Source organism: Bremerella alba, from assembly GCF_013618625.1.
Classification (GTDB): Bacteria; Planctomycetota; Planctomycetia; order Pirellulales; family Pirellulaceae; genus Bremerella; species Bremerella alba.
The window spans coordinates 179,856-205,227 of record NZ_JABRWO010000011.1; the positions used below are offsets into that span (position 1 = coordinate 179,856).

The window sequence follows — 25,372 nt, forward strand, 5'->3', positions numbered from 1 at the left end:
ACGCGCCGCCATAGTATTGAGACCGCATTGGGTGCGATTCGTTCCGCTTCGCGTTACTGCTTGCACCCTGCGGTATTTTCAGGGCTCCGGATACCTTTTCGATCGTCTTCCCTTGTTAGCCAAGGCCATGCGTTCGATCCGTGGTCGTCCCCTGCCCTTCCCAATCTATCGAGCATTCCCACATCTTTCCGCTCTTTCGCTCTGGTGAGCGCTTTAGCGAGGTTGATTCGTTATGATGGTGGGCTCGTGTTGTCTGGTCGTCTTCGTCTGCTGGAAATGTGATCTTGTTCCTTACACGTCTTCCTATTCGCGTTCTCGCTCCGCTGCTTTTTGGTATCCCTGTATTGATTGTGGGGGTGTGGTTGTCGTTGACGTGGAATCGGCAATCGCAGAATGCAGTCACCCAACTGGCCGAGCAAAGCATCGACGAGATCCACCGCACCACGGCCGGTAAAATCGCCGATGTGCTCTCGATTCCCGTCCAGGTTTGCCAGGTCAATAAGCACCTGATTGCCACCAAGGCCCTGTCGCCGGACGAACTTGCCTCGTGGCGGCCGACGTTTGTACACGAGTCGAAAACGTTCGATATGCTTAGCGCCATCTCTTGGGGCAGTGGCGACGGGCGGACCGTTTGGGTCAGCCGTTATGCCGACGGTAGCACCTATTGGGCAATCAAAAGCGACTCGTCTTCCGAGATGATGGAAGAGTGGAAGCTCAATAGCGACGGCGATGTCATTCAAGATTCAAAAAATTCGTTTGAGTTCCGCCTTGAAACACGCCCCTGGTTTCAAGCTCCTCGCGATGCGAAAAGACCGACCTGGAGTGATCCGTTCGTCTGGGTTGGTGGTGGTGGCGGAGAAGAGACGACGCTGGGCATCTCGTATGGAATTCCCATCTACCAAGCCAATCGTACGTTATTGGGGATTGTCGATGCCGACTATTCGCTGAACGATCTGTCTAGTTATTTGGGAAAGCTGAAAATTGGCAAGACTGGCATGGCGTTCATGCTTTCGTCGGATGGCAAACTGCTGGCCACTTCCGATGGGTCGAAAATCATTTCAGCCGATGGCACCCAGCTGCCTGCTTCGCAATCAGAGAATCCGAAAATTACGGCCGCCGCCCGGTATCTGGAAAGCCAAGACTCCCAGAACGACGTGAGCACGCATATCGACCTTAACGGCGAAACCTTTTACCTGCACGCTTCGCAGGTCGGCAGCGAGGTCGGGCTCGATTGGAAGCTGCTGACCATCGTGCCAGAGAAGGACTTTGTGGGGGACATCGAGGCCGAGTTTGCGCGCAGTTGGATTACCAGCCTGGTAGCGGTTATCTTCGCGGTGGGGCTGGGGTTTCTGGCGGCCCGCTGGTTGGTCGCTCCGCTGGCAAGTATCGGGGACTCGGTTAGGCGGATCGGCCAAGGCGACCTGGAAACGCGGCTCGAAATTCAGCACGCACCGGAGTACACGCACCTGGCGACCGAAATCAACAAGATGGCCGAAGGCCTGCAAGACCGCTTACGCATGCAGAAGTCGCTTTCATTGGCCATGGAAGTGCAACGCAATTTACTGCCTTCCGAGTCGCCGCAAATTAATGGCCTCGACATCGCCGGCCACAGTACTTACTGCGACGAAACAGGCGGCGACTACTACGATTTTCTCGACGTCGGTGGCACCGACGAAGACACGGCCGTGCTGGTAATAGGCGACGTGATGGGGCATGGCGTCGCGGCTGCTTTGTTGATGGCAACGGCCCGCGGGATTCTGCGGAGCCGCTGTGCCGTGCCAGGCTCTTTGGCTGATTTCTTGAATCACTTGAACGACATGCTGGTGGTCGATACCAATGGCGAGCGTTTTATGACAATGCTGATGGTCACGCTTTCGGCAAAGAAGGATACTATCCGCTGGGCGTCAGCAGGTCACGGACCACCGATTGTGTACGATCCGCAGGAAGACTCTTTCCCTGAAATGGACGGCGGAGGACTGCCGTTAGGCTTGATGGAAGGGGAAGAGTACGCCGAATATTGGCAGCCAAATATCCGAAAAGGCACCGTCATTCTGGCTACGACCGACGGTCTGGAAGAAACAATGAACGAAGCAGGCCTACAGTTCGGCAAAGAACGACTGCAAGAGCTGGTACGCCAGAACGCGGAAAAGCCCTCCGAAGAAATCAGCCAGATCATCCGCCAGGCATTGGTCGGCTACCGCGGGAGTGGTTCGCAGGATGACGACTTGACGTTCGTGGTGGCGAAGGTTCTGTAGGCGAGAGCCTGTCCCTCTTTCGACTTACAACACGCAATCAAAAACGTGTACAAAAGATAGGGCATGAGCCCTGGTAAGCGAACTATTGGAACGTCGATCTGAATGTTTCAGTTCATTGAAGACAGACCTGGTTTCAGATGGATACAAACTACAACCTCATCACCCTCTGGCAGCGGCTATCGGCAGTGAACTCGCTGAGCTTCGAGTCCACATCTAAAACCGACGCAAGTGGTTGGAGTGGCGAAGGCCGTGGGCAGGTCGTGGTCGAGACGAGGGATGCGACGACCATCCTGTTTCACGAGCTAGGTCAGTGGCAACAAAATGGCGGTAAGCAGCTCGCGTTCAGCAACGTCTATCGCTGGACGGCACTTCACGAAGTAGATGGCCTGCGGCTCGAGCATCTGCGTTTCGGCAGCGAGCAGCCGGTGTACTTGTTCGACCTGCGGCAGAACGGAGAAGCAACGTGGCTATCGGTCGAACCTCACGTCTGCCGGCAAGATCTTTACGCAGCGGTCATGACATTGACCGTTGATGAACTCCAACTTCGCTGGACGATCGAAGGTCCCGGCAAGGACGAGTGCATTGACTATGTTTACTATTAGCCTCGCTCCTACGGACGGTTTGGGCGCGTTCAGCCAGATTTTCTCCGGCTAGCACTTGAGAAGCGAAAGCTGGCAACTATTCTAAGACTTAGCTCAGCCAGCCAATTGCTTTGGATTACTGGCTAGCCCGGCCCCGCTTCTTTGTTGGGCCTGCGGCAAGATATTTAAGTGATTATGCCGTAACCACTTGCAGTTATTGGGCAGTCGGCAAGTTGGTTTTTCTGCGGTGATTTATCCCCCACCGTTATCTTTCCTGCAATCCCCAAAATCTGGGTAATTCCTTTATTTTATCCCATCGATATATCAATACCCGTAATTACAATCGGGACTATTGCAGCATTTTTCAGTCACTCAGGGGGGGACTCAATTGGTGAGTCCGTGCCTGAATCTGCCTCACAACGGTTTCGATGGAGAAACAAGATGAAAGCTATTGCAAGTTTGTTGGTTGTCGCTCTGGCATCGGTCGCTATGGTTTCGGAAGCTCGCGCTGCTGAACCTACTGGCAACGTGGATCAAGCCACCCTGGCCTCGATGGGCCTGTCGGGTATGGAAGTCATGAGCGACGAAGAAGGCAAGAACGTTCGTGGTACGTTCGCGATCGCCTTCGGTTACGGTACGTCCAACTTCCTGCGTAACTCGCAGACCAGCGTGTACGCTGCTGGCGACTTCGGTCGTGGTGTTGATTTCGCTGCTGGTGGTAATAGCAGCCAGACGGGAATCAATTACACCAACACCGTCTTTGGCCCTCGTGGCAACGTACTTGGTGGCCAAGCAATCAGCCTGGGCACCTACGCCACGGGTAGCTCGTGGGCATTCGCTGGTCGCTAAGCGATCAGGCGTCAGCCAAACCAAAAGCGGCCGCATCGAGGTTCTCGACGCGGCCGTTTTTATTTTCTTGATGATCCTGCTCCGCTTAGGGGAAAGCGGGAAACGGAACTCGGAATGGTTTTTCCGGAAAGGTGCGAATGATTTGGTCGTCGAGCCAACCGCGCGCCATTTCTTCGTGTCGCACGCCTAGTTGTGAGATGTCCGACTTGGCCTTCCCTTTCTTGGCGACCACTAGCACGGCATTCTCGATCCAGGTTCGCTCGAACTCGAATTGCGGAATACGCAGGTTACCACGTGCCGGATCAGCGAGAAAAACCCAGCCGTTGGCCATGCCTCTTAAAACCACAAAATGATTGGTTTCTTCCAGGCGAATCGCCACGATCAGCGGTACCTTGACGTCGGCCAATTCAGCCATGCTCAAGCGACCGATCGTGGAAAGGTAACCCAACTTCACGGCTGCTAGTCGCAGGTCGGAAATGGCCAGCCCGTTCTCAAAGCGTTCCTCCAGCTCTTCCCGCGTCAGGTTCTTTTCAATGACGCCGAGCACCTGGTTTTCGGTGACTGGATCGCCCCAGTAATACCGGCAGAGGGTTGCCATGGCCGCAGCACCGCACGAAAAATCTCGCTGCTGCTTGACGACATTCTGATCGCGAATCGCCGTCCATGTCCGGGCGTAGGCCTGAATGTTGTTGTCATGCGTACGAACCGGCGGTCCAAATTGCGACCGGGTCTGGGCCGAAGCCGTCGCGGCCAATGCCACGACAACACTCACAGTGACGACCGGGACGATCAGCGATTTGATGATAGGGTAACTCACGAGAGTTTCTCCGACTGCGGTTACAACGTCCAGACGATACCAATAACAGAGTCGGCCGAATCTTCGGTCATGCCGATTTCAGCAAACGGTTCGACAATCCGACCGCAACGATAGGTGGTTGCCGCAAAGCGAAGTCGCAGCAGTTCCCGCATCGAGCCTTGCACGCCGAGTCCATCGATTTGAGTTTCGGTTTGGAATAGCCCCAGAAATGCGGTACTCAGCGTGATACGATCGTTGACTGCGAAACCGACGCCAAAGTTGTACGTAAACTGATGACCGTAGAAGACATCTTGGTCGTTGAACTGACGCTTGGCCTGGTAGCGATAACCCATGCCATAAAAGTAAATGATCGGGTCGTAACGCTGAATCATCAGCAACTGGACCGACGGTGCCCACACGCCGTTTGAAAGCGTGGCTTGGGTTAGCCCGTTCACGGCATACTCGGCGTCACCGGTCGGGGCGGTCAATCCGAAGCTCAGGATGACATCAGGTGAATGACCATAACAGCCTTCGCGGCAAAGCAGGTTCACGCCGAGGTCTAAATCGCCAATGCCACCGCTATCGCTCGTTTGATCGAATCGACCTAGCGACGAATATTCCTGGTGCGACCAGCCAACCGGCAAACTGCTGGACAACTGAATGCGATCGGTCAGACCGTATCGCAGTGCGAACGGCACAAACAACGAACGTCGGCGGATGTCAGCCCGGGCAACGCCGGACGGACTAAGCGAGATCGGAAAATCGTAATCGGCTTTGGCATAGACCAGGCCGACATCCATTTGCCATTGGCCTGGATCCAACAGGACGCTGGCCGAGCGCAGAAACTGGACGTTGAAGTCTTCCAGCGGTTCGCCATATTCCTGCTGTTGACTGGTGGGCGGATCGACCAGTTCGACTTTTCCATTTTCCGGAATTTGCGGCAAGGGTGGCGGCAGTGGCCCTGGCTCTTGCTGCATCGCGGAAACCGGCATGATGGATCCGTTGCCATAGCGCCAAACGAGCGACGTATCCTCGAAGTCCGACGCGACGAACAGGGGGTCATCGGTGCGGAAATTGTTCGACGAACCGTAGTCCCATTGGGCGTCGGCGGTAGTTACCTGCCCGGTCAACACGATGGCTGCGGCGATCATCGCCGAGCGTACGTAGCCTGCAAGCCAACGACGGCGGCGGCATGTATCTGGTGTTCGCAGCATCTTGTCGATCCTTCGGGAAGCGAACTTTAGGGGCTTTGAAACTTCCATGTTTGGAAACCTTAATGTGTGCCTAGGTGCCGCGTTACCAAACGATTCCCGTCGAAACGGCGAAACCAACCAGGTCGAGCGAATCGGACGGAGCCAAGGCATTCATCGTCAGTTCGCCCACGTTCAATTCACCGACGGTCGAAGTGGCACCAGCCGCTCCGCTCATCTCGCCCCAGTGTTGATATTCAAATGCACCGCGAGCAAAGAAACGGCCCCCCATGCACTTCAGCGGTGTGCTCCACTGGGCACCCACCTGGAACTCGGCGATAAACATGGTGTCGGTCGAGCCCGCATAGCCACCGTTGGTTTGGTTGGCGTCGCCGCCAGGGCTGATCAGTTGGGCATGCGTCAGTGCCCCGGCGTACGAGTCGCCGGACAACACCGAACCACGAGCGTTCCAGAACCATTGCAAGCCACAGAAGCAGTCCGAGCAGCGATAGCCGGAAAGCGAGAACGTCACACCGTCCCCTTCAAACGAAGCAATCCCCGACGCGGTACCGGTGAAGAAATCGTTGCCGCCGCCCAAGCCGCCTGGCCGGGCAATGACGCCGTTGAAGCCAATCGTTTCGTTCATATCCCGTTGAGCATGTCGATAGCCAAACGTTCCGACCATGTTCCAGTCGCCAACGCAGAACTCTTTGACGAGTTCCAGGTCGAGTGCAAACATTTCCAGGTTGGTGCCGGAAGCGAAGCCGAACGTGTCGCCGGATAAGAAGTAAGGATCAGCGTAGTTCGAGCTGGTATTAAGTTCCCAGTAACGAAACTGCACGCCCCACCCGTTGTCGCAGACGTAGCCAGCCCACAACCGTGGTGCCGGCACGAGCCCATCGATACCGTGGGCATCCGTCGAAAAACTATCGGTGGTCGAGGCGACCGTGTTTTCAAAAATCCAACCGGCCTGGTTGCCGCCCATCGGGGCCAGGAAGGTCGCTTCTACCCCCACTCGCCAGCCGGTGCGACAGTAACCGCAAGCGGGACCACACGACTCGGCCACATACGGCTGGGGAGTCGCGGTCAAGTTGTCGAGCTTCTCGAACGACATCGGGGCCAGCTCGGGGTCTTGAGCGAGGTAGATCGGACGGAAAACATTGTCCGTCTGGGCCAACAGGGCAGATGTCGCCGAGACCCAAGCAAACATCACTAAGGGGATGTGACGCAATTTCATTTCTGAATTCCTTTCAGCCACCGCCACAACCGACGAGCTAATCCATGCTCAAGCGGAATGCATTGTTAAACGATTGGGGTTTTCACGCAGACGAACCGTTTCGTCCCGTCTATGCGGTGCTAGCGTTGCGGGTGTGCTAGCGAGCATAACACGTAGAATCGTCCTCTCAGGCATCGTGCTTTCGAGGGGGTAGCGATAAGAAGAATGTTGGTAGCACCGACAACCGCTGCCAACGGACTAACCCCACCGTTCGGTATAGACAGACCAAGCCATAGTGACCGGGGCCCAGGCTCGAGAGTGCTCGGGCGCGCAAAGGATTGCTAGAGTGCGAGCAGAGAAGCGGATCGTATCGCCCCAAAATGCAGCGACTATTGGTTCACCATGTGTGAACCAGGTTCTTGCTGAGATTCGAGCTGCTCGGTTCCTTACGATTACACAGCGACCTTACTTCTTCGACCAATCACGCCGCTGGCGCGAGCTGGGGATGCCCATTTTTTTGCGGTACTTGGTGACCGTACGTCGGGCAACGTTCAGGCCGTCGTCTTTGAGCTTCTTGACCAGGTCGTCGTCCGAGAGCGGCTTGGCTTTGTCTTCGTTGTCGATCACTTCCTGCAGGCGGAGACGAATTTGATCCCAGGTGACCTCTTCGCCTGATTCATTCACCGTGCCACCGGCGAAGAATGCTTTGAGTGCAAAAATACCGCGCGGGGTTTGAATGTATTTGTCGTCGACGGCCCGGCTGACGGTCGTTACGTGCACGCCCACTTGGTCGGCAATCTGTTGCATTTTCAGCGGCGTGATGTGTTCGGGTCCGTTGTCGATGAAGTCCTTCTGGTAATCGACAATTGCCTGGGCGACGCGGCTGAGCGTGTTTTGACGCTGGATGATAGCGTCGATCAACCACTGCGCTGCGTTTAGCTTTCGCTTGATGAACTCTTTCTCTTCACGCGTGGCCGTCGGGCTGGAAAGACGCTCGCGATAGTAGTTACTGATACGAAGCTGAGGAATGTCGCGATCTTCGGCCTGAACGACGTATCGGCCATCTTCGTCGATATCGAGCATCAGGTCGGGAATCACATTCGCCACGTGCGAGTCGTTATAGATCGAACCAGGCTTGGGATCTAAGCGGCGAAGTTCGCTCCAGGCGGCTTGAATGCGTTCGATTGAGAAGCCGGTCGACTTTTGAATTTGGGGAAGACGATTGTCGCGGAGGTCTTCCAGGTGATTCATGATCAACGTGCGAAGTTCGTCGAAGAACATCCGCGACGGATCGATTTGCAACAGCAGACATTCGCGAAGGTCACGGGCCCCGACGCCGGCTGGCTCCAGCGATTGCACGACATGCAATGCTTCCTGGGCGGTGTCCTTCAGTTCCTCGTCGGAATCGGCCGGCAATAAATCTTCCAGGCTTGTCGTCAGATAACCGTTGCTGTCGAGCGCCGAGATGATGCGTTCGGCCCATTCGCGCACCAGGGGCTCAATGGCCAATTCGTACAGTTGATGATCGAGGTGATCTTGCAGCGTTTCTGGGCGCGATTGAACGTTTGCCAAGGCGTCCATCCGACGCTCGGCGTCTTCTTCCATCTGACCGGAAGAACGTTGCGGGCGTTCGTCGAACGTGTCGGGATACTGCTGGTCCATTTCCAACAGACGCTCGAAGTCGTCGACGTTGTCCTTGCCGTCTTCGACGACGAATTCTTCCTCGGTCTCGGTGTTCGATTCGTATTCTTCTTGAGAGGAATCTTCCGATTCGCTTGCTTCCTGCTCTTGAACCTCGAGCATCGGGTTTTCGTTCATTTCCTGCTCGATCTTCTCTTGCAGGGCCAGAACGGGCAGTTGCAGAATCTCCATGGATTGAATCATCCGTGGGGCCAGAACTTGCTTCTGGGCCATTTTCTGCTCAAGACCGAACGACATTCTCATGGGAATGATTCCGTAGCTGTTGGGAAGTGGGGTGCTGAAAGTGAAGACTGCGTCATCAGCTTTCAGCTAAGTAGGATGGCCCAGAGTTTCATCTCTGGGTGGTCGCAGACCACAAGCAGCTAATGCATCAGGCATGAACAAGATAGATCGTTTCTATCTTCAATTACGTCCATACAAGAGCCGCTTGTCGGCGTTGCCGACCCAGAGAAATCTCTGGGCACCCAGCAGTAAACTCTCAATCACCCCAAGTGGGATTAAAGTGATTGCCGGCCAGTCATGGCATCGGCAAGCACTTCCTTGTTGGCGAATTCGAGAACGCTACCAGCGGTAACGCCTCGGGCCAAACGGGTTAATTTAACCGAGAACTCGGCAAGCAGGCTCGAAATATGCAGCGCTGTGCCGTCTCCTTCGGTTGTCGGATTGGTCGCCATGATCACTTCGCGAATGTCTCCTTGAGCAACGCGCGAGACCAGGGCATCAATGGTCAGTTGGTCCGGGCCGATACCTTCCAGCGGAGCGATACGCCCCAGCAGGACATGATACAAACCAGGGAACACGCCAGACTGTTCGAGCGCGATCAAGTCGCGCGGTTGTTCGACAACGCACAGTACCGACGCGTCGCGTTGGGGGTCTTTGCAGATCGTGCACAGGTCCCCTTCCGACAAATTGAAGCATTGGCTGCAGTACCGAACGTTTTCTTTCACGTCGCGGATTGCATCTGCCAGTTGTAGGGCTTCTTCTTTGCCAACGCGAAGAAGATGATAGGCGACGCGCTCGGCACTTTTCCGACCAATGCCTGGCAGATTGGAAAGCTGGTCGATTAATCGAACCACCGATTCAGTCAGCTGCGCCATTCACCTAGCTCCTTCTATTATGTTGTTGTTTGAGTTGCTTTCCGAAAGCAACAAATCTTATTGGCCGAACTGGCTCAGTGCTTGATCTAGGCCTGGTACGTTCAGTCCACTGGTTACCGACTGCATCATCTCTTGATGAAGCTCTTTGCCTTTGGCTTGGGCATCGTTGACGGCCTGAGGAATGAGTTCTTCGATCAGGTCCTTGTCGCCGTCTTCGATCAGTTTCGGATCGATGGTGATGCTGACCAGCTGGCCGTGTCCCGTGCAGATCGCTTCGACCATTCCGGCGCCGGCAGTTCCCTTCACACGCTTGTTGCGAAGTTCTTCCTGGACGGCCTTCATTTCCTGGCCCACTTGTTGAGCCTGCTGCATCATGCCAGCGATATTGCCAAGGTTCTTGAACACGGACATCTCCTTTTCAGTGAAACAGTGCGACACATTCCGGTCCCCTCAGACGCTTCCGAAATAGCGGGTGTCATTTAATCATCGGAAACACCGCAGGGACACGCGCAAAGTTTAGCTCAGCCATAGGCCGAAACTTCCCTTACGTGCGAAAAGCGTGCCAGGTTCTGAAAAAAATCTTTAGGCGTCCGGGTCGCGGACCCCAGTCACTTCGCCGTCGAACAGGTCCATCGCCTTTTGGACGAAGGGTTCCTGTTCGGCCAGTAGTCGAGCTTTTAGACGACCCTCTTGAGCCGATCGCTCGGGGGTCATGTGGGAATCGGCTTTTCGTGCGGCATTGGGATCTTCCAATACCCGAAAATCGATCGCATAAGTGTCTCCGCACATCTCGCGGAAAGCCTTCTCCAGAACTTCCTGGCTTTTAGGCCGTCGCAAAGCTTCGACAGCCGAATTATACGTTGAGAAAAAATCAACGACTAGACGATTTGGCCCAGAAATTGCTACTGCGTGCCCCTTCCGGGCAAAATCCGCGGTAAGCCCCGGCAAATCTTCGACGATATTTCTCCATACCGAGAGGACGTTTTTCTCGGTAATCACCAGTTTGGGGGCTGGGATGGGGTCTGTCGGAGCCGGAGAGTCACTCGGTGCGGGGGCCGGCATCGAGGGTGGAGTGGGTGGCGGTTCAACCGGGCGAATGGGGATCGTATCGGGAGCCGGCGGCCGTTCTACGGGGTGTTCAGCCGTTTTTTTTTGAGGTGCAGCCCCTTGCGCAGCAGTCGGAGCCGACTTCGCGGGGACCCCACCTTCTTTGAGCGTGGCGATCAACGAGCCCAAACTTTCCAGGTCGTCTAGCTGACAGATACGAATGACCGCCGCTTCGGCGAGTACCTGACCGTAGGTGCTGCGGTGCAGTCGAACCAACGTTTCGTCTAAGCACTGCACTGCGGCGAGCAGTTTGGCCACGCCGGCCTGAGTGGCCATGCCCTTTGCCTGATCGACCGCGCCCGGCGAAATCGTTTGCAGCAAATCTGGTGAACCACCAGAACCAAGAACCATGAGGTCGCGGAACAAACGCAGCAGTTGCTCCAGCAGTTGGCCTGGGTCGACGCCTTCGGTAAAGACGGAGTGAACCGTTTGCAACGCATTGGCCGCATCAGACGAAAGAACCTGACCGGCCAGATCGATAATCTGTTGATTGTCGGCGGTACCTAACAAGCGATGAACCGACTCGACAGTGATTTCGGAATCGCCGAACGCCAAAATTTGTTCCAGCAGCGACTGGCTGTCTCGCATCGAGCCGTTTGCACGCCGCGCGATCAACTTGAGCGCTTCGTCGTCGGCGGGGACCTGCTCGGTATCGACAATGTGCCGCAGCCGCCCGACGATGTCTTCTGGCAAGATGCCACCGAAATCGAACCGTTGGCAGCGCGACAGAACGGTGATCGGGATACGTTCCGGGTCGGTCGTGCAGAAGATGAACTTGGCGTGTTCCGGCGGTTCTTCCAAGGTTTTCAGCAGCGCGTTGAACGCTTCCTTGGTGAACATGTGCACTTCGTCGATGATGTAGATCTTGAAGCGTGCGCGGCTGGGGCGAACGTTGATATTGGCCCGCAGTTGGCGAATCTCTTCGATACCGCGATTGGACGCACCGTCGATTTCAAGCACGTCGACGTCTTCGCCAGCGGTCACGCTTTCGCAAATCTCGCACTCGTTGCAGGGCGTGGCCGTAGGGCCTTTAGCGCAGTTGAGTGCCTTGGCGAAGATCCGAGCCGACGAAGTCTTGCCGACCCCGCGAGCCCCGGTGAATAGATAGGCGTGCCCTACCCTGTTTCGCTCGATGGCGTTACCCAGCGCAGTTGCCACACGCTGCTGACCGACCAATTCGCCAAACGATTGCGGGCGATAACGCCTGGCAACCACCAGGTAGTCGGGAGAACTATTTTGCTCAGCCACGATCCCTCTCAACCGGCTAAGGACTTTCTTCGAGTTTCCGAGCCGAAGAACGTCGGTCTCGCCAGATACACCGCCACCCAAACACGGGCCGCGAATGCAGTTTGACGCACAAGACGAGCCAAATCAACCGTAGCCGCAGCCACGAATAAAACGCCGCAAGTCGCACGTGTATCCCGACGGGTGCCCCAGAAATTCATTTCTGGGTGGCCGTAGGCCACAAGCGGCTCATGAGTTCGGATGGAAGCAGGTGAAACGTAATCACTGCTTCCGACTCCACTGACTAGCGGCCAGTCCGCTTTATCGAGGATCCCGGCATAAAAAGCCGGAACCACGCAAAGCATTTCGACCATCGGCAACCCATCGGACTGCTTTGGAGGAACCCCCGCACAAGAGTCGCCAAGATTTGGCTGCTCCAGTTAAGGCCTGACCAGGTTACCAAACTTCCCCTTGCGAGGGTTGCTCGAAAGCAGTCTCAACTCGTTGTTCGTTTTTTCCCCAACTATCTTGGAGTGACCCTCGCACAAGAGTCCTCCAGGTGTGGCTGCTCCAATTAAGGCCTGACCAGGTTGCCGAATTTCCCCTTGCGAGGGTCGCTCTAAGACAGTCAGGGAAAACGAGTTATGCTACCGGGAGAGCGGGCTGTTGTCAAAGGGGGCTTGGGGTATGCCCCTAAATGGTTGCTTGGGATTTGCAAACCAATATTCAGAATAGTGAGATGTCAGCAATTACTGAGATGAAAGAAAATGATCGATTCTTGATATTCTCGCTGATTATCGATGAGTAGTTTCGGCTGCGTGATAAACAGATGGAAGAAGAAAAGGCGGCTGTGAATAAAAGCAACTATTGCACTCGTTCCTGCTGCGTCTAAACAAAGAACTTCGTTAATCGTTCTCCCAACCATTGGCGAAACTCGGGCGTCGTAGGTGGGCAATGTTTGCAGTCGGGTAGAACATCGATTTCAGCGGTCGGCAACAGAGTACGCAAACGCTGCTCGATCAGTTTGCCTGGGAACGAGATATCCTCTTCTCCGACGATCGCGAGAACCGGCATCGGTAGATTCTTTAATTTCTCGTCTGTGGCGATTGGCGGAATTCGTGGATCCATCTTTAGGTCGCGAATCGCGCAGCCGATGAAATTGCCCCAGTCATCGTCCCATGTTGATACTAGAGGGGACAACAGACGACGAAGATTGGCATCGTTGGGACTAAATTGATAGCGGATCATGGGCCAGGCCATTTTCATTAGGCCGGTCAAGTGAGAGCCATTGGCGATGCCCGCTGGTACCAAAAGCGCAAGATGCTTCACCCGTTCCGGCCTTTGGGAAGCCGTGGCTCGTGCGATATATCCTCCCCAACTGACTCCCAATAGATGGGCGGAATCTAAGCATAGGCCATCCATCACATCGGCAGCCCAATCGGCGGACGAATCATCGGTTAAAGGAAGACGCATATCGAGCCCTCGGACTGAGTGTCCTGGCAAGTCGGGTGCGTAGACACGATATTGGGTTAGCAATGGGCCTAGCTCGGCCAGAATAAATGAGGCCCCCGTCCGCATCGCATGCAATACGACCAGCGGTTGTCCATCTTCAGGGCCAGCGACCAGTACGTGATTTTCTCCATGACGCGTTGGTACGAAAACAGAATCCACAGGAGGAACCGTCTTCGCCAAGAATCGCTCGTACCACTGATCAAGGCGGTCGCGACCAGCTTCCGTCTTAAAAAGGCAAGATTTCATCGCTCACTCCAATTCCTTGGTATCCACCAAAGACATGCCACGAACACCGCCGTGATTCTCACGGGCGATCACGATTGTATCCAAGCAACGCAATGATGTGACTCAGAGGTTGTCGTTCCCCTTTCCGGCGATCTTTCAAGCCGATTTGTCGGAAGTGATTGCTCAAATTCGAATATTTGCCCACGCAGGCCGCCGAGCCTTGGCCGCACACCGCTGCTTACCTAACAACCGACAGGCATCGGCCCAGCAGCGATCATCACCTTTCCACGAGGCGCAATAGCGTTCCTCCTTCTATTTTGGCAAAATGTCGCCAAGCGAAGCAGGTGCCCAACTCGGTAGCGCCCAGGCAACCACTTCGCGAGATCAGGCAGACTGTCAGTATCCCAGGAGCAAGCCCCCGTGTTCAGTAGTCCCTTGCGTCGTGCCCTCAAGCGTGGCCTTAAGCCAGGCGGTGATTTGGTAGAAGAGTTGCGCGGCCTCGATGATTATGTGATTAGTTCCAAGAACGATGCCCTGGCTGTCTGCCGTGCCCTGGAAACGTTACCGGGCGATCGATCGCAAAATACCCGACATTTTTCGACGCCGCTGCACGAATTGACCGGGCTGTTTCAAGATGTTGACGGCAAGCAGTGCCCCGCGTTCGACGTGCTGTATGAAGAAGGGCTGCCGGAGCTGATACGGATCTTCGATGAAATCGTGGAGGACGCCTCGGAAGAAGAGATCGACGACCTGCTGTACGTCTTGAAGATTCTGGCCATGTATGGCTCGTTCGAGGGCGCGCAGAAGATTGTTGAGGCCGCCCAGATGGAGATCAACTGCGATGCTTATATGTGGCACGTCATTCTGTCGACCTTTTCCGAAGATCACCCACAGCGCGACTTCGTTCTCAAGGCACTCAGCGATCCGCTGCCGTCGGGGTTTCTGGCGATCGGTCTGCTAGATAGCGCCAACGGGGCTGCGATCCATGGCACTTTAGAAGAGCATCCGTTCGACTCGCCTGGGGGTACGCAGATGCTAACGCAATGGTTGCAAGATACCGACCCCGAGAAGTTCAGCTATGCCCACAGCGCGACGGCCGCGCTGCCGTTTATCAGCAACCCGGCACGCGACCAGCTTCTGGCTTTGGCCATGGATCACGCCGACTCGGGCGTGCAGTTGGAAGCTGCCTGGGCGGCTGGCAAGCTGGGCCGCGAGACCGGTTTGAAAGTGCTGGCTCAGTTTTGTCTGGACGTGAATCACAGCGACATGGCCCAGCGTTATCTGGAAGAGCTGGATCGAGCCGAATTGATTCCCAGCGATGCCCAGGACGAAGCGTTTCAAGCGAAGGCCGAGTTCTCGAACTGGCTGTCTCATCCCAATGAACTTGGCCGAGCGCCCGACTCGCTCGAGATAGTCGATCACCGGCAGATTGCCTGGCCGCCGGAGGGTCAGCCGCAGCCGATGTGGTTGATTCGTTATACGCTACACGACGAAACGGGCCTCGAGGAGGACGACGTCGATTGCGGGCTGGTCGGCAGCATGACGTGGTGTTTCTTCTGCTACAAAATGGATCAACGCCCGCCTGAGGATGTCTATGCGATTCATGCTTACTGGGAAATGGAAAACGCCGAGCTGATCGACGAACACGAAGTGACCGATCCCAACGAGTACGCCGGAATGCTCAGCCAATGGACCGGCGATCCGCTCGAGGCCCCCACCATCACGCAGGTTACCGAGGTCTCGCCGAAGCTGAACATTCCTGCCCGGTTTGTGGCCGTGGCAACTGCCAAGCTCGCAGGTCAAGATGGCTGTGTTGTGCTCGATGGTCCGCGTAGCACCTGGTATCCGAAAGACGAGCAGCCGAACGAAACGATTGATAGTGTGCTTCTGAAGATCCACGTTGGCCATCAACTGCTAGGCTTCGAAAACGTGCCCAACCGGAAGAGCTACCTGAGGGACAAAGCACCCAGTCGGACGCCGGAAGAGTTTCTTGCTGCTTACGAGAAACTGCTCGACGTTGCGACCGATGCGAGTTCGCCTGACCAAAAGAAGCAGTTGGGAAGCCATAGCATGTTGGCCCGGCATTTCGAACGCTACATCGAGTTGTTGACCGATGCCAAGCAGGTCGAGCGAAACGCTGCCGTCATTGCAACGTACCAGCGGCTGCTGTTGGCGGCTCGTCAGGCAAGTGAAGAAGTTCAAGAAGAGGCGTTCGATTCGTTCGGCATTCTGGGCGAGGGTTTCGATGTGTACGTCGACGCTTTGAAAGCGGACAGCCGCGAGGCCGAGATCGTCGGCTTGATCGAAGCCTTCGAACCCCACTGGCAGCACAATCTGGGCTACGGCAGGCTGGGCCGCGCCGCTTTCCTGGCTGGTCACGGTGACATCGCCGAGCCGTTCTTCGTCAAGATACGCGATGGCATGGAAAGCTATTACCGCTGCGAAGAGATGAGCATGCTGGCCGAAATCTGGTACAACCGCGGCGACCAGACCGAAGCGCGCCAGCTGCTGATTAAATGCCTGACCAACACCCGCAAAGACTTCCAGGAAAGCGAATACCTTTCCGACCGAAAGATGTTCGCTGAAAGCTACCAATATCACCGCGCCACGTACCTGCGTTTGTTCACCGATGGGGAAGAAGATCTGGCCGCGCAGGAACTTCCGGTGGACTTAGGCTGAGCCTGCGAGCACGGCAGACCGTCTGTTGATTTGCCGGCATACGGCAATTACCATGTTGCCGAACTCCCTTGAATCTCACCCTGCATCACCAATTTCCCACCAGAAGCCCCCCATGGCCACATTTCTTCTCACGCTATTTCTTCTGATCTTCGGAACTGCCTGTTGCGGCCTTGGCGGCTTTGGGCTCTTGCAACACAGCCGGGGCCAGAAGTTTCTGCTTCCGCAAAAAGTGTGCATGGGTCTAACTTGGTTCGGTATTTTTACCATGGTGTTTGTCGCCACCCAGGCAGCTCGCTAAGGGACCGAAGTGCCCACGATAACGATGTCCTCTTACGGTGGATGTCGCAGGCACTAGCCGCTTGCGGCCAGTGGCCCATCGCGTTCTAGTTTCGCGTCTCTGGGGGCCATTAGTGGTTGCTGATGTCCCGTCCTTCGACCGACCGTGTCCGCGTTGTGCCCCGGTTGATTTGCTGGCACAAGATGTTCGCGATGGTGGGCGCATGTACACTACTGCTGTACACTAGGTCTTGCGTGATACGAAGAGTTTTCCAAGTCCGATCTGGCGATCGGCCGGTTTGCATCGAGACCGTGGACGATGCCTATTTTCTTCGACATAGGCAAAGCGTGGCTTGCTTCGAGGCAGTTCGTTCTTGAGGTGGGGGAAAGCTGCGCGCTCGTTCACAAGGAACCGCGGCGGGGATGCCGCGCTCGGCAAGGATGCCGGTTTGTTTTGATGCAACTTGCGAAACCGCTAGTGAAGGCACTCGTAATGATCAGCACGCGAACGTCACCCAACCGGTGGATGGTGATTGAACTCGAAGGAAAACCAGGCCAGGAAAACGCAAAAATTCTTATCTCAGGGATTTCTCAGAGGGTCGCCCAAAGCTATGCCCACGGGTACAACCAGCAAAATGCCGACGATAAAAGTCCGCTTGTCCGGGCAGTCATTTGCAGCTGCGCGGCCGCGACCGAGATGGTCTAACCTGGCAAAGCTACCGGAGGGTCCCTTTCGTCATGCGGCCATCCGGTTTAACCTCTTAATTCTGGACTCGTTTTGAACACGAAAGGTAGCAGGAAATGGCCAATTTCTCGGATCGACTTCGCGATGGCATCGTTGGCACGGCAGCCCCGGTCGTGGTGGGCTTAGACCCTCGGTTTGAATCGTTGCCGCAGCCCCTACTCGGCGAGCATCGCGGCACGCACGATCCCAAGGTCAAAGCAGGACTGTACCTGGTGTTCTGCCGCGATGTGATCGACGCCGTCTGTCAGCACGTGCCGGCCGTCAAACCGCAGTCGGCCTTCTTTGAAGAACTGGGCCCAGCCGGCATGATCGTGCTGGCCGAAGTGATTCAGTATGCTCGCGAGAAAGGCCTGTTGGTTATTCTCGACGCCAAGCGAAACGATATCGGCTCGACCGCAACCGCCTACGCCAAAGGGATGCTCGGCGCCAACAGCCCCTGGCAAGCCGACTGCCTGACGATCAGCCCTTACCTGGGCGACGACAGCCTGACCCCATTTGTCGAGACGGCCACCGCCAACGATGCCGGGTTGTTCTGCCTGGTGAAAACTTCCAACCCCGGCGGCAAGATGCTGCAAGACCTGGAGGTCGACGGCCAGCCTATCTATCGCCACGTCGGCGCGCACGTTGAAGCGCTGGCTAAGCAGACCATTGGCGAGTGCGGCCTGGGCGCCGTGGGCGCGGTCGTCGGCGCCACCTACCCCGACCAACTAACCGAGCTGCGCGAAGCGATGCCCAGCACATGGTTTCTGGTCCCTGGCTACGGCAGCCAAGGCGGCGGTGCAAAAGACGTCGCCGGCGGTTTCAATGATGCCGGCCTGGGGGCGATCGTGAACAACTCGCGCGGCATCATCTTCGCCTACTCGCGCGAACCGTACGCATCGAAGTACGAACCAACCCAATGGCAACGCGCCGTAGAAGACGCCACGCTCGAGATGATCGCCGACCTACAAGCCGAGACCTCGGCAGGAAAGCTGAAAGGGTAAAGCCTCTGCCACTGGCTGGGGTATCTCACGGCCGAAAGGATCAGAGCACGAACTGGTACGAAATCAATACGCGAAAACGTCTGGGTAGCCGCCCAAATCCAGTTTCAATCTAGTGGGAATATGGTCACAGCACTTCTGAGCTAGCTCGAATAAATGCTCATTTCTAAGTTTCTCCAGCAGCTTCTTCTCTAGCAAGGGAAGGTAATACACATCGGAAATAGCATATTCGAGTTGGTCGCCAGTCAGGTCTTCACTGGTCCAGTCGGACACCTGCATCTTTTTGGAAATGATGATATTACAATAGCAATCAAGTAGCTCTTTTAACGAATTCTTGTCTCCGGGGTGAGCTAGTTTCGCTAGGACTTTTGTACAGCTAATATTCATAGGACTACAAGTCCATCGATTTGCAATGAAACGAAGGTCAAACATTGCATGGTGGAACAATTTGCGAGTTGAATCCATTTCAAGTAGTTCAATAAATCGAATCGGTATTACGCCGGAAGGCCGAAGCAGAATAGGTCCCGACTTCTCCGTGTAGAGCTGAATAAGTCCAATCTCTTCGGTACGCCAATCGAGTCCAGATGTCTCCGAATCACAAGCGACGATTGTTTCCTGAGAAATAGCCTCAAAAACATCGGGATCCAAGTCTCCGTCACAAATACGAAACTCCATTGCCTTGTCTCTTTTCGCTGAACTTGCTATTCATTCGTTTGCGTATGCTGAGATGCCTCCGAACTAATCCGATTCATTTCAGCAATCACATAATCATATAGATCACCTCCGTTCTTGACTACGATCGCCGGAACGGGTTGTCTATCGCGGGCGTGATTATAGCTAGCGATGATCGCGATATTGTCAAATACGTAATAAGTTGCAAGCGGTGCGATTTCCTTCACAAAAAATAGCTGAAGACGTCCTTTGAGATTATTTTTCGGATCCATGGAGATGAAATCCTCCAACGAATCTTTTATGCGTTTAGAAGTTTCTTCTGCCGACACTCCGAATCGACGCCCTAGTTCGGTCATGACAGCGTCGTCGTTAGGATCGGGTAGAAAGATACGCATTTCATTTCCTTCCTTTGACAAAAACTGCTTTATTAACTCCCGACAATTGTTCCGCCATGTCTGGCCGTAGGAAATGAAAAGGCTTACCCTGATGTGGTTTTGGAAAAAACTTTCCCAATCTAAGTCTCGAAACTTCATCGTGACATCGACAATCCCAGCGCGGCGAACGGACTCATCAATTCCGGCGAGAGAGTGCAACTCATCTGCGAACCTTCGCTTCGCGGCTAGTTCCCAGAAACCCGTAATGATTGCGGAAGCAACGATCGTACTGCCTAACGCATTTACAACTGCTAGAATCCAATCGTAACCACTCACAAGTTCTGAGATTATGAGCATTATTACACCGACAGTAGCAATGCCGAATAGCTTCCACAAAAAAAGGTAAGTGTTTGACTCCCGTTTCTCAACATTCCGATTGGCGCTCAAGGGAGAAAGTCCTCGTTGCAGAAGCTGTTAGGTGGATGGCAAACGACTTGTGAGTTGTGTATATCACGACACGGAGAAAAGTAAAGAAGTTAGTTGATATTATAAGTAGTTGGGCAAACGCCCTATGGGGTGGAGCATGTTGCGACATTAAATGTGAACCACGTGGCCGATCTCGCTTCGCTTGCTTATGAAGGCGAGTGCCACGAACCAGTTCCAATCAAGCAGATGATACGAATGACCATGCATAACACTGATAGTCGCACGTGTTCCGCTGCCGCCCAGGCAACCAACGACCACGCCGGCACGGGCATCACCTCGCCGCTTGCGAGATCGCCGATTCGATCGAGTTCAAGAAGCGGAGCGTTTCTTGGGTGAACTCTTCTGGGGCGTCCTGGGGGACCCAGTGCGAGCAGTTTTTAATTGCGTGCAGTTTGGCGTCTGGCATGTCTTGTACCAGGCGTTTGGCGGTCGAGATCGGTTGCCATTGGTCGTCCTCGCCCCATAGCAGCAGCGTTGGTTGCGTTATCTTGTTCAGGCTTGCCGTGAGCGGCGTGGTGTGGTTGGTGTTCAAGCTAGACGCGTTTCGTACCAGGCTGACAATCCCGTCGGTTTGCAGGTAAGGGGTCATCACCCCGTCTTTGAATTCCTGGGTCCGTCGTTCCGGGCGAGACAAGCCCACCTCGAAGGTCTCTTCCAGCAGCTCTTTCATCTCCTCTGGCTTCATCTTGGCATTGCGCGGATGGGCCAGGGATAGCATCTCTTCGATCGGCCAGCTGTCGTAGGCAACGCTGTTGGAAAGCACCATCGAGCGCACAAGTTCTGGCGAGCGATCGGCGAGAATCATCGCCACGCCTCCACCGATGTCGTGGGCTACGAAGTGCGCGCTGGCAACATCAAGGTGCCCGAGAAATTGTTCGATCATGTCGGCCTGAACTTCGATGGAACGATCAAAGTTATCGCGATGGTCGGAAAATCCATAGCCGATCATATCTGGGGCAATCACTCGATAATCCTTGGCCAGCTCGTCGATCATCTCGTGAAAGAGAAACGACCACGTCGGAATACCGTGCAGCAGCAACAGCGGCGGCCCGTCGCCCAGGTCGGTGTAGGCCACCTCAACAGGTTCTCGCACGATGCCGGCCAGCGAAATGGTTTGTTGACGGTCGCGGAACGTTTCAATATTCATCAAGATTCTCCTTGGGGGGGATTCATAGTTCTGGGTTGAAGCAGCCAGCGCTTGCCTGGGGCGACAAGCTCAAGGGGTTCGTGTCCGATCGTTGCGGAAAGTTCCTACGAACACGTTCGGCTTCCTCTGCAGCGGCTTTCAAAGCACGCAGTCCGAACGATTAAGCAGCACACCGCGTGCCGCGCAGTTTTAAGGCGAACGTCGGCTTCTCGTAGGCAAATGGAATTAACGTAAGAAGAGGCCTGACCGCAGATTACACCGATGAACGCGGGGTCGGTGAACGTGGTGTGGGTTGGCTGCTTGCTTTAAGCTTTGGTGAAACTTCTTAAAACCGGCATGACGCTTGCTGTATAGGGCCTGACCGGGCAGAAAGCCCCCCACCCACAAGGCAAACGCATGGATACGGCAGAAGACCAACTCGACGCAGAAGCACGCGATCAATTGCCATCGCCACGGCAGATCGAATCCAGCCCTTGGCTGAAGACTTGGGCCTATCGCGCAGCGTGGGTGGCCGGGGTGGCTGTGCTGGTGGTCGTCGCGGCGTGGCAGTGTTCTGATTGCTTTTCGCTCGACTATTTGGCCAGCCAAGAAGGCAATCTACGGTCCTTTCAATCCGATCACCCCTATCTGCTGTATGGTATAGTGTTTGTGGTCTACACGGTGGGTTTCGCCATCGGGTTGCCTTTGGCCGCGGTGATGACGATCGTTGTGGGTTGGTTCTTCGACTTCGTCCCAGCTTTGATTTTGTCTAGCATCGGGTCTACCGCCGGGGCCGTCCTGACGTTTCTTGCCAGCCGTTACTTTTTTCGCCGACGTATGCAACGTTGGCTCGATGGTACGATGGAAAAGTTTCAGACCGAGCTTTCCGACGGCGGGGCATTCTATCTGTTTATCTCGCGCCTGATCCCGCAAATTCCCTTCGTGCTGGTGAACCTGGTGATGGGGTTGTCGACCATCAAACTGAGAACGTTTTGGTGGGTCAGCCAGCTGAGCATGTTACCGGTGCTGATCGTCTTCGTCTGGATCGGTGGCTCGCTGCCGAGTCTGCAAACGATCGCCGACAAAGGGGTCACGTCGGTCATCTCGTGGCAACTGATGCTAGGGATCACGGCGATGGGCGTCATACCGCTGCTGATTCGCCTGGGGCTGAACTATTACCAGGCGTGCGGTCAAACGGAAGCCGAACAAGCCGAGCCGGCGCGGTAGCTAGTTGGCCGTGGCAAACTGCCAGGCATCTCCTTTTTCCATGACCTGTCGAGGGCTCTTACCTTGCAGCCACGCTTTCGCTTCGGCGTCGTCGCGTAAGTACGTATCCCAGAAAGCCGTCGTCAGGGCCACAATAACGCGGTGGTGGTTGGGGTTTCTTTCCCCATCACCCATGCCGGCCAGGCGAACCTTATTTTCGCTAAAGGCAAAGTGCGTTCCGCCGTCGAGCACCAGTTCGTATCGATCGATACTCGTGGGCATGGCCGGATAGACCTGACGACGCATCTCGGCCGTGGTCCCTTGCGCGGTGTCATCTTTGGTGCCGGTCATCAGCAGCATTGGGCGATTGATGGTGCTGAACGAACGCTGTTGGTTACCGGCCTTCATGATCGAAGGGCTGTAGCAAATGCCCGCACGAACTTCCGGTACCGCGAACGATCGCCGGACCATGGGAAACTGTTGTCCGACAATTCCCAGCGTGGTCAACGCGCCGAACGAATGGCCTGACATACCGATGCGTTGGGTATCGACGCGGCCTTGCAGCGGATGCCCCTGCTTGGCGTTCCACTCCGGCAGCGCACCGACCACCGCTTTGATGTCGTCGATCCGCAGCACCCAATTCTGTGGGTTGGAAGCCGACTCGCGGCTGGCCTTCTGATCGGCCGCACTCCAGCCACGCCAAATCGAAATATCGCTGCCAGGGTGCTGCAGATAAATACAGACGTACCCGCGGCCAGCCAGGTGCTTGCCGATGTAACCACTGTTATCACGCGACCCACCCAGGCCATGACTAAACAAAACAACCGGCCGCGGTCCTTTTTCCTGAGGAAGATAGAAACGGACAGGAATCTCACGTTTTCGCTTGGCATCGGTCAGCGTGAAGGTCTCGGAAGTCACACGCTGCGTGGTTTGCAACGGATCGTAAGGCTCGGCCTTTAGCGACCCGGCCGCGACACCGATCAGCAGCAAAGAACAAAACGCGCAAGTGAGTCTGGTCGAACGAGAACTAGCAGCCATCAAATTTCCCCCGGGAGTAGAAGTCGTCGAAAAGTGGGTTCATCTCGTTAAACCCAAGTTCCGGGGTTTAGGTTTCACAAAATCTGGAGAAAGAATTGAGAAGGGGTAGATGGCTTAATGCCTGGACACAAAAAAAGCCGCACAAAAATGTGCGGCTCTTTTTCATTTCGCGAGTTTTGGTATCGGCCTATTAGGCGTATCCTGAAAGCAGCGCGACTAGCACGACTAGCAACAAGACACCACCGAGGCCGCCGACAGCGACACTTTTCAGTAGTAGACCGGCGATTAAAACGACAACGACAAGTCCTACGAGACCATATGCCATGAGAATGTTCTCCTTTTATAACAAGGTAGTTTAATTAAGTTACGCAACCTGACGACTGTGGACGACGCGGCGTGTGTGGTGCTCGGTCAGACCGGCACCCACCATGCCACCCGCGATTGAAAACACAAGGGCCAGGGCCGAACAGCCAAACGTGGTCCAAAGAACTGTTTGGGTATAGTCGGTTACTTCTTCCATGACGGCGTTGGCTTCGTCCTTGAATTCTTTGATCTGCGTCTCGGTCTGAGCGTAGACATGATCAATCGCCTTATCGACTTCCTGCTTTTCAAGCGGCGTGTTCGAGGCCAATTCGGTCTTGGCGGCATCGACATTACCGTTAATCAGGTGATACGAGACGTTGCTGAAGGTCTCAGCGTTCATTTCGCTGATCGCTTTACGAACTTCACGTTTTTCAAGCGATGGGGCGACGTTGGCGGTTGCCTGAGCGATTTGATCGATCGATTGTTCGAGCTTCTTCTGAACAGCTTCCGGAGCGTCCGATTCTTCGATCTTCTGCTTCACGCCAGCCACTAGCTCGTCAATCTGCGGTTCGGTCAAATCCGTATTATCGGCCAGCACCTTGCGGGCAGCCTCTTGGTCTCCCTGGATCAGCGGAGTCGCGACCTTCTCCATCACTTCCGCATCAAGCTGCGAGATGGCTTGCTTGATCTCTTGCGGATTGATTTCGGCGTCCCCTTCTGGGTCGATCTCAGCGGCCGTTTGTGCCAACTGGTCTTTCATTTGTTGCGTCAAGTTGTCGGCCAAATGGGTTTCGGCAAAGTTATTGCCGGCCCAAGCCAACGCTTTACCACTTTCAGTCACCGCGCCAGTTGCCGTAGCGGCGGCGTCACCGGTGATACTGGCCGTGGTCGAAAGTGCCGAAGCACCAGTGCTAGCCAAATTAGCGATACCCCAATAGCTGAGTACCATCATGCAAACCGTTGTGACGCTCCACAGCGTTACGCCGTGCATCACACCGAGCGTGCTGTCTTCGTTGTCGGCCAGACGTGCGGTGAATAGCGAACCGACGAAGAAAGCCACAAAGGCCGTCAGAATCAGCCAAATCACGGTGGGCGTGGTCAGCCCGCCATCGAGAATGGTCGAATCGGTTGAATCCATCACACTGACGCCGATGCTGGTTCCCAGCGTCAACATCATCCAGGTCGAAGCGATCGTGAAGAAAATACCGGCGATCACGGCGCCCCAGCTCATTCGCGAGATTGGGCTAGTCGTCTCGACGACTTCATCCACGCTGCGAACGCCGCGGTTGGCTGTGTAGGTGTTGGTAGTGGCACGGACGCCTGGGTCTCGGCCCAACTCCTGGATGGTTCCGTCGCGGCGGTGAACCACGATGTCGGTCTCGCGACCGTCGGCCAGGCGATAAGCCTCGCTGATTGCTTCTTCTTGTGTTGCGAAGGTCGCTTTCGATTCGTTGCTTCCTTCTTCCCGAATGGCCCAGCGATTGTCATGTTCGACAACATGCAGCGGGTTACCCATGCGTGTGCTCCTTATCAAGTGGATTGATGTTCGAGGTAAACAGTTGATGCTTCCCAGGGGCAAACGGCGTTCCAATTCGCGGAAAGAATTCTTGTTGAAAATTGAATCGCGTTCGTCGAGCCAGTGGTTTTCCCGCGGATATTCCCGAGTCATACGGCCTGTAAGCACACGAAAGAAACTTCGCGCAAATGCCGCAACGTTAGGAATCCGAGTAGAAG

General features: G+C 55.2%; 22 protein-coding genes and 1 other RNA gene. 8 read left to right on the forward strand and 15 right to left on the reverse strand.

Going from position 1 to position 25,372, the window contains the following annotated elements; genetic code table 11:
- The first annotated feature begins 284 nt into the window (after positions 1 to 284).
- The 3 genes from HOV93_RS19210 to HOV93_RS19220 all read left to right on the forward strand — a co-directional run bounded on the left by HOV93_RS19210 (position 285) and on the right by HOV93_RS19220 (position 3,685).
- Positions 285 to 2,255 (forward strand): SpoIIE family protein phosphatase, encoded by a 1,971-nt coding sequence (locus HOV93_RS19210; protein ID WP_207398155.1) that lies wholly within the window; start codon positions 285 to 287, stop codon positions 2,253 to 2,255.
- A 137-nt stretch (positions 2,256 to 2,392) separates the two neighbouring features.
- On the forward strand, positions 2,393 to 2,857 hold the full coding sequence (locus HOV93_RS19215; protein ID WP_207398156.1) for a DUF6314 family protein: 465 nt from the start codon (positions 2,393 to 2,395) through the stop codon (positions 2,855 to 2,857).
- A gap of 420 nt (positions 2,858 to 3,277) precedes the next feature.
- Positions 3,278 to 3,685: a hypothetical protein gene (locus tag HOV93_RS19220; protein ID WP_207398157.1), complete on the forward strand. Its 408-nt coding sequence runs from the start codon at positions 3,278 to 3,280 to the stop codon at positions 3,683 to 3,685.
- An 85-nt stretch (positions 3,686 to 3,770) separates the two neighbouring features.
- On the opposite strand, the gene HOV93_RS19225 is transcribed toward HOV93_RS19220, so the two are convergent.
- The 9 genes from HOV93_RS19225 to HOV93_RS19265 all read right to left on the reverse strand — a co-directional run bounded on the left by HOV93_RS19225 (position 3,771) and on the right by HOV93_RS19265 (position 13,774).
- Positions 3,771 to 4,502: a C39 family peptidase gene (locus HOV93_RS19225; protein ID WP_207398158.1), complete on the reverse strand. Its 732-nt coding sequence runs from the start codon at positions 4,500 to 4,502 to the stop codon at positions 3,771 to 3,773.
- Positions 4,503 to 4,522: 20 nt separating this feature from the next.
- Positions 4,523 to 5,695, reverse strand: coding sequence for a transporter (locus HOV93_RS19230; RefSeq protein ID WP_207398159.1), 1,173 nt, complete (start codon positions 5,693 to 5,695; stop codon positions 4,523 to 4,525).
- Between the two features lie 82 nt (positions 5,696 to 5,777).
- Complete coding sequence (locus HOV93_RS19235; RefSeq protein WP_207398160.1) at positions 5,778 to 6,908, reverse strand: hypothetical protein; 1,131 nt, start codon at positions 6,906 to 6,908, stop codon at positions 5,778 to 5,780.
- A 444-nt stretch (positions 6,909 to 7,352) separates the two neighbouring features.
- Positions 7,353 to 8,831: an RNA polymerase factor sigma-54 gene (gene rpoN / locus HOV93_RS19240; RefSeq protein ID WP_207398161.1), complete on the reverse strand. Its 1,479-nt coding sequence runs from the start codon at positions 8,829 to 8,831 to the stop codon at positions 7,353 to 7,355.
- 254 nt (positions 8,832 to 9,085) lie between these two features.
- A complete protein-coding gene (gene recR / locus HOV93_RS19245; RefSeq protein ID WP_207398162.1) occupies positions 9,086 to 9,685 on the reverse strand; it encodes a recombination mediator RecR in 600 nt (199 codons plus the stop codon).
- 57 nt (positions 9,686 to 9,742) lie between these two features.
- Positions 9,743 to 10,090 carry a YbaB/EbfC family nucleoid-associated protein gene (locus tag HOV93_RS19250; protein WP_315853438.1) on the reverse strand — a complete coding sequence of 116 codons (348 nt, stop codon included), beginning with the start codon at positions 10,088 to 10,090 and terminating at the stop codon, positions 9,743 to 9,745.
- Between the two features lie 177 nt (positions 10,091 to 10,267).
- Positions 10,268 to 12,040, reverse strand: coding sequence for a DNA polymerase III subunit gamma/tau (gene dnaX, locus HOV93_RS19255; RefSeq protein ID WP_315853439.1), 1,773 nt, complete (start codon positions 12,038 to 12,040; stop codon positions 10,268 to 10,270).
- Between the two features lie 502 nt (positions 12,041 to 12,542).
- Positions 12,543 to 12,638, reverse strand: an RNA gene (gene ffs, locus HOV93_RS19260) — signal recognition particle sRNA small type.
- 266 nt (positions 12,639 to 12,904) lie between these two features.
- On the reverse strand, positions 12,905 to 13,774 hold the full coding sequence (locus tag HOV93_RS19265) for an alpha/beta fold hydrolase (protein ID WP_207398164.1): 870 nt from the start codon (positions 13,772 to 13,774) through the stop codon (positions 12,905 to 12,907).
- A 399-nt stretch (positions 13,775 to 14,173) separates the two neighbouring features.
- Between HOV93_RS19265 and HOV93_RS19270 the strand changes: the two genes are divergently transcribed.
- From HOV93_RS19270 to pyrF, 4 genes are all read left to right on the forward strand, one after another.
- A complete protein-coding gene (locus HOV93_RS19270) occupies positions 14,174 to 16,432 on the forward strand; it encodes a HEAT repeat domain-containing protein (RefSeq protein WP_207398165.1) in 2,259 nt (752 codons plus the stop codon).
- A gap of 112 nt (positions 16,433 to 16,544) precedes the next feature.
- A complete protein-coding gene (locus tag HOV93_RS19275; RefSeq protein WP_207398166.1) occupies positions 16,545 to 16,730 on the forward strand; it encodes a hypothetical protein in 186 nt (61 codons plus the stop codon).
- A 471-nt stretch (positions 16,731 to 17,201) separates the two neighbouring features.
- A complete protein-coding gene (locus tag HOV93_RS19280) occupies positions 17,202 to 17,414 on the forward strand; it encodes a hypothetical protein (protein WP_207398167.1) in 213 nt (70 codons plus the stop codon).
- Positions 17,415 to 17,509: 95 nt separating this feature from the next.
- Positions 17,510 to 18,436, forward strand: coding sequence for an orotidine-5'-phosphate decarboxylase (gene pyrF / locus HOV93_RS19285; protein WP_207398168.1), 927 nt, complete (start codon positions 17,510 to 17,512; stop codon positions 18,434 to 18,436).
- Between the two features lie 63 nt (positions 18,437 to 18,499).
- Here the strand turns inward: pyrF and HOV93_RS19290 are convergent, their stop codons facing one another.
- The 3 genes from HOV93_RS19290 to HOV93_RS19300 all read right to left on the reverse strand — a co-directional run bounded on the left by HOV93_RS19290 (position 18,500) and on the right by HOV93_RS19300 (position 21,112).
- Complete coding sequence (locus HOV93_RS19290; protein ID WP_207398169.1) at positions 18,500 to 19,108, reverse strand: hypothetical protein; 609 nt, start codon at positions 19,106 to 19,108, stop codon at positions 18,500 to 18,502.
- 26 nt (positions 19,109 to 19,134) lie between these two features.
- Positions 19,135 to 19,926 (reverse strand): hypothetical protein, encoded by a 792-nt coding sequence (locus HOV93_RS19295; RefSeq protein ID WP_207398170.1) that lies wholly within the window; start codon positions 19,924 to 19,926, stop codon positions 19,135 to 19,137.
- Between the two features lie 310 nt (positions 19,927 to 20,236).
- Positions 20,237 to 21,112 (reverse strand): alpha/beta fold hydrolase, encoded by an 876-nt coding sequence (locus tag HOV93_RS19300; protein WP_207398171.1) that lies wholly within the window; start codon positions 21,110 to 21,112, stop codon positions 20,237 to 20,239.
- A 396-nt stretch (positions 21,113 to 21,508) separates the two neighbouring features.
- On the opposite strand from HOV93_RS19300, the gene HOV93_RS19305 reads away from it, so the two are divergent.
- Positions 21,509 to 22,318, forward strand: a complete 810-nt coding sequence (locus HOV93_RS19305) for a TVP38/TMEM64 family protein (protein WP_207398172.1) — start codon at positions 21,509 to 21,511, stop codon at positions 22,316 to 22,318.
- On the opposite strand, the gene HOV93_RS19310 is transcribed toward HOV93_RS19305, so the two are convergent.
- The 3 genes from HOV93_RS19310 to HOV93_RS19315 all read right to left on the reverse strand — a co-directional run bounded on the left by HOV93_RS19310 (position 22,319) and on the right by HOV93_RS19315 (position 25,154).
- Positions 22,319 to 23,335 carry an alpha/beta hydrolase family protein gene (locus tag HOV93_RS19310; RefSeq protein WP_207398173.1) on the reverse strand — a complete coding sequence of 339 codons (1,017 nt, stop codon included), beginning with the start codon at positions 23,333 to 23,335 and terminating at the stop codon, positions 22,319 to 22,321. It abuts the gene before it with no gap.
- A gap of 190 nt (positions 23,336 to 23,525) precedes the next feature.
- Positions 23,526 to 23,660 carry a hypothetical protein gene (locus HOV93_RS26225; RefSeq protein WP_261358635.1) on the reverse strand — a complete coding sequence of 45 codons (135 nt, stop codon included), beginning with the start codon at positions 23,658 to 23,660 and terminating at the stop codon, positions 23,526 to 23,528.
- 39 nt (positions 23,661 to 23,699) lie between these two features.
- A complete protein-coding gene (locus HOV93_RS19315) occupies positions 23,700 to 25,154 on the reverse strand; it encodes a DUF2188 domain-containing protein (protein ID WP_207398174.1) in 1,455 nt (484 codons plus the stop codon).
- Positions 25,155 to 25,372 lie beyond the last annotated feature (218 nt).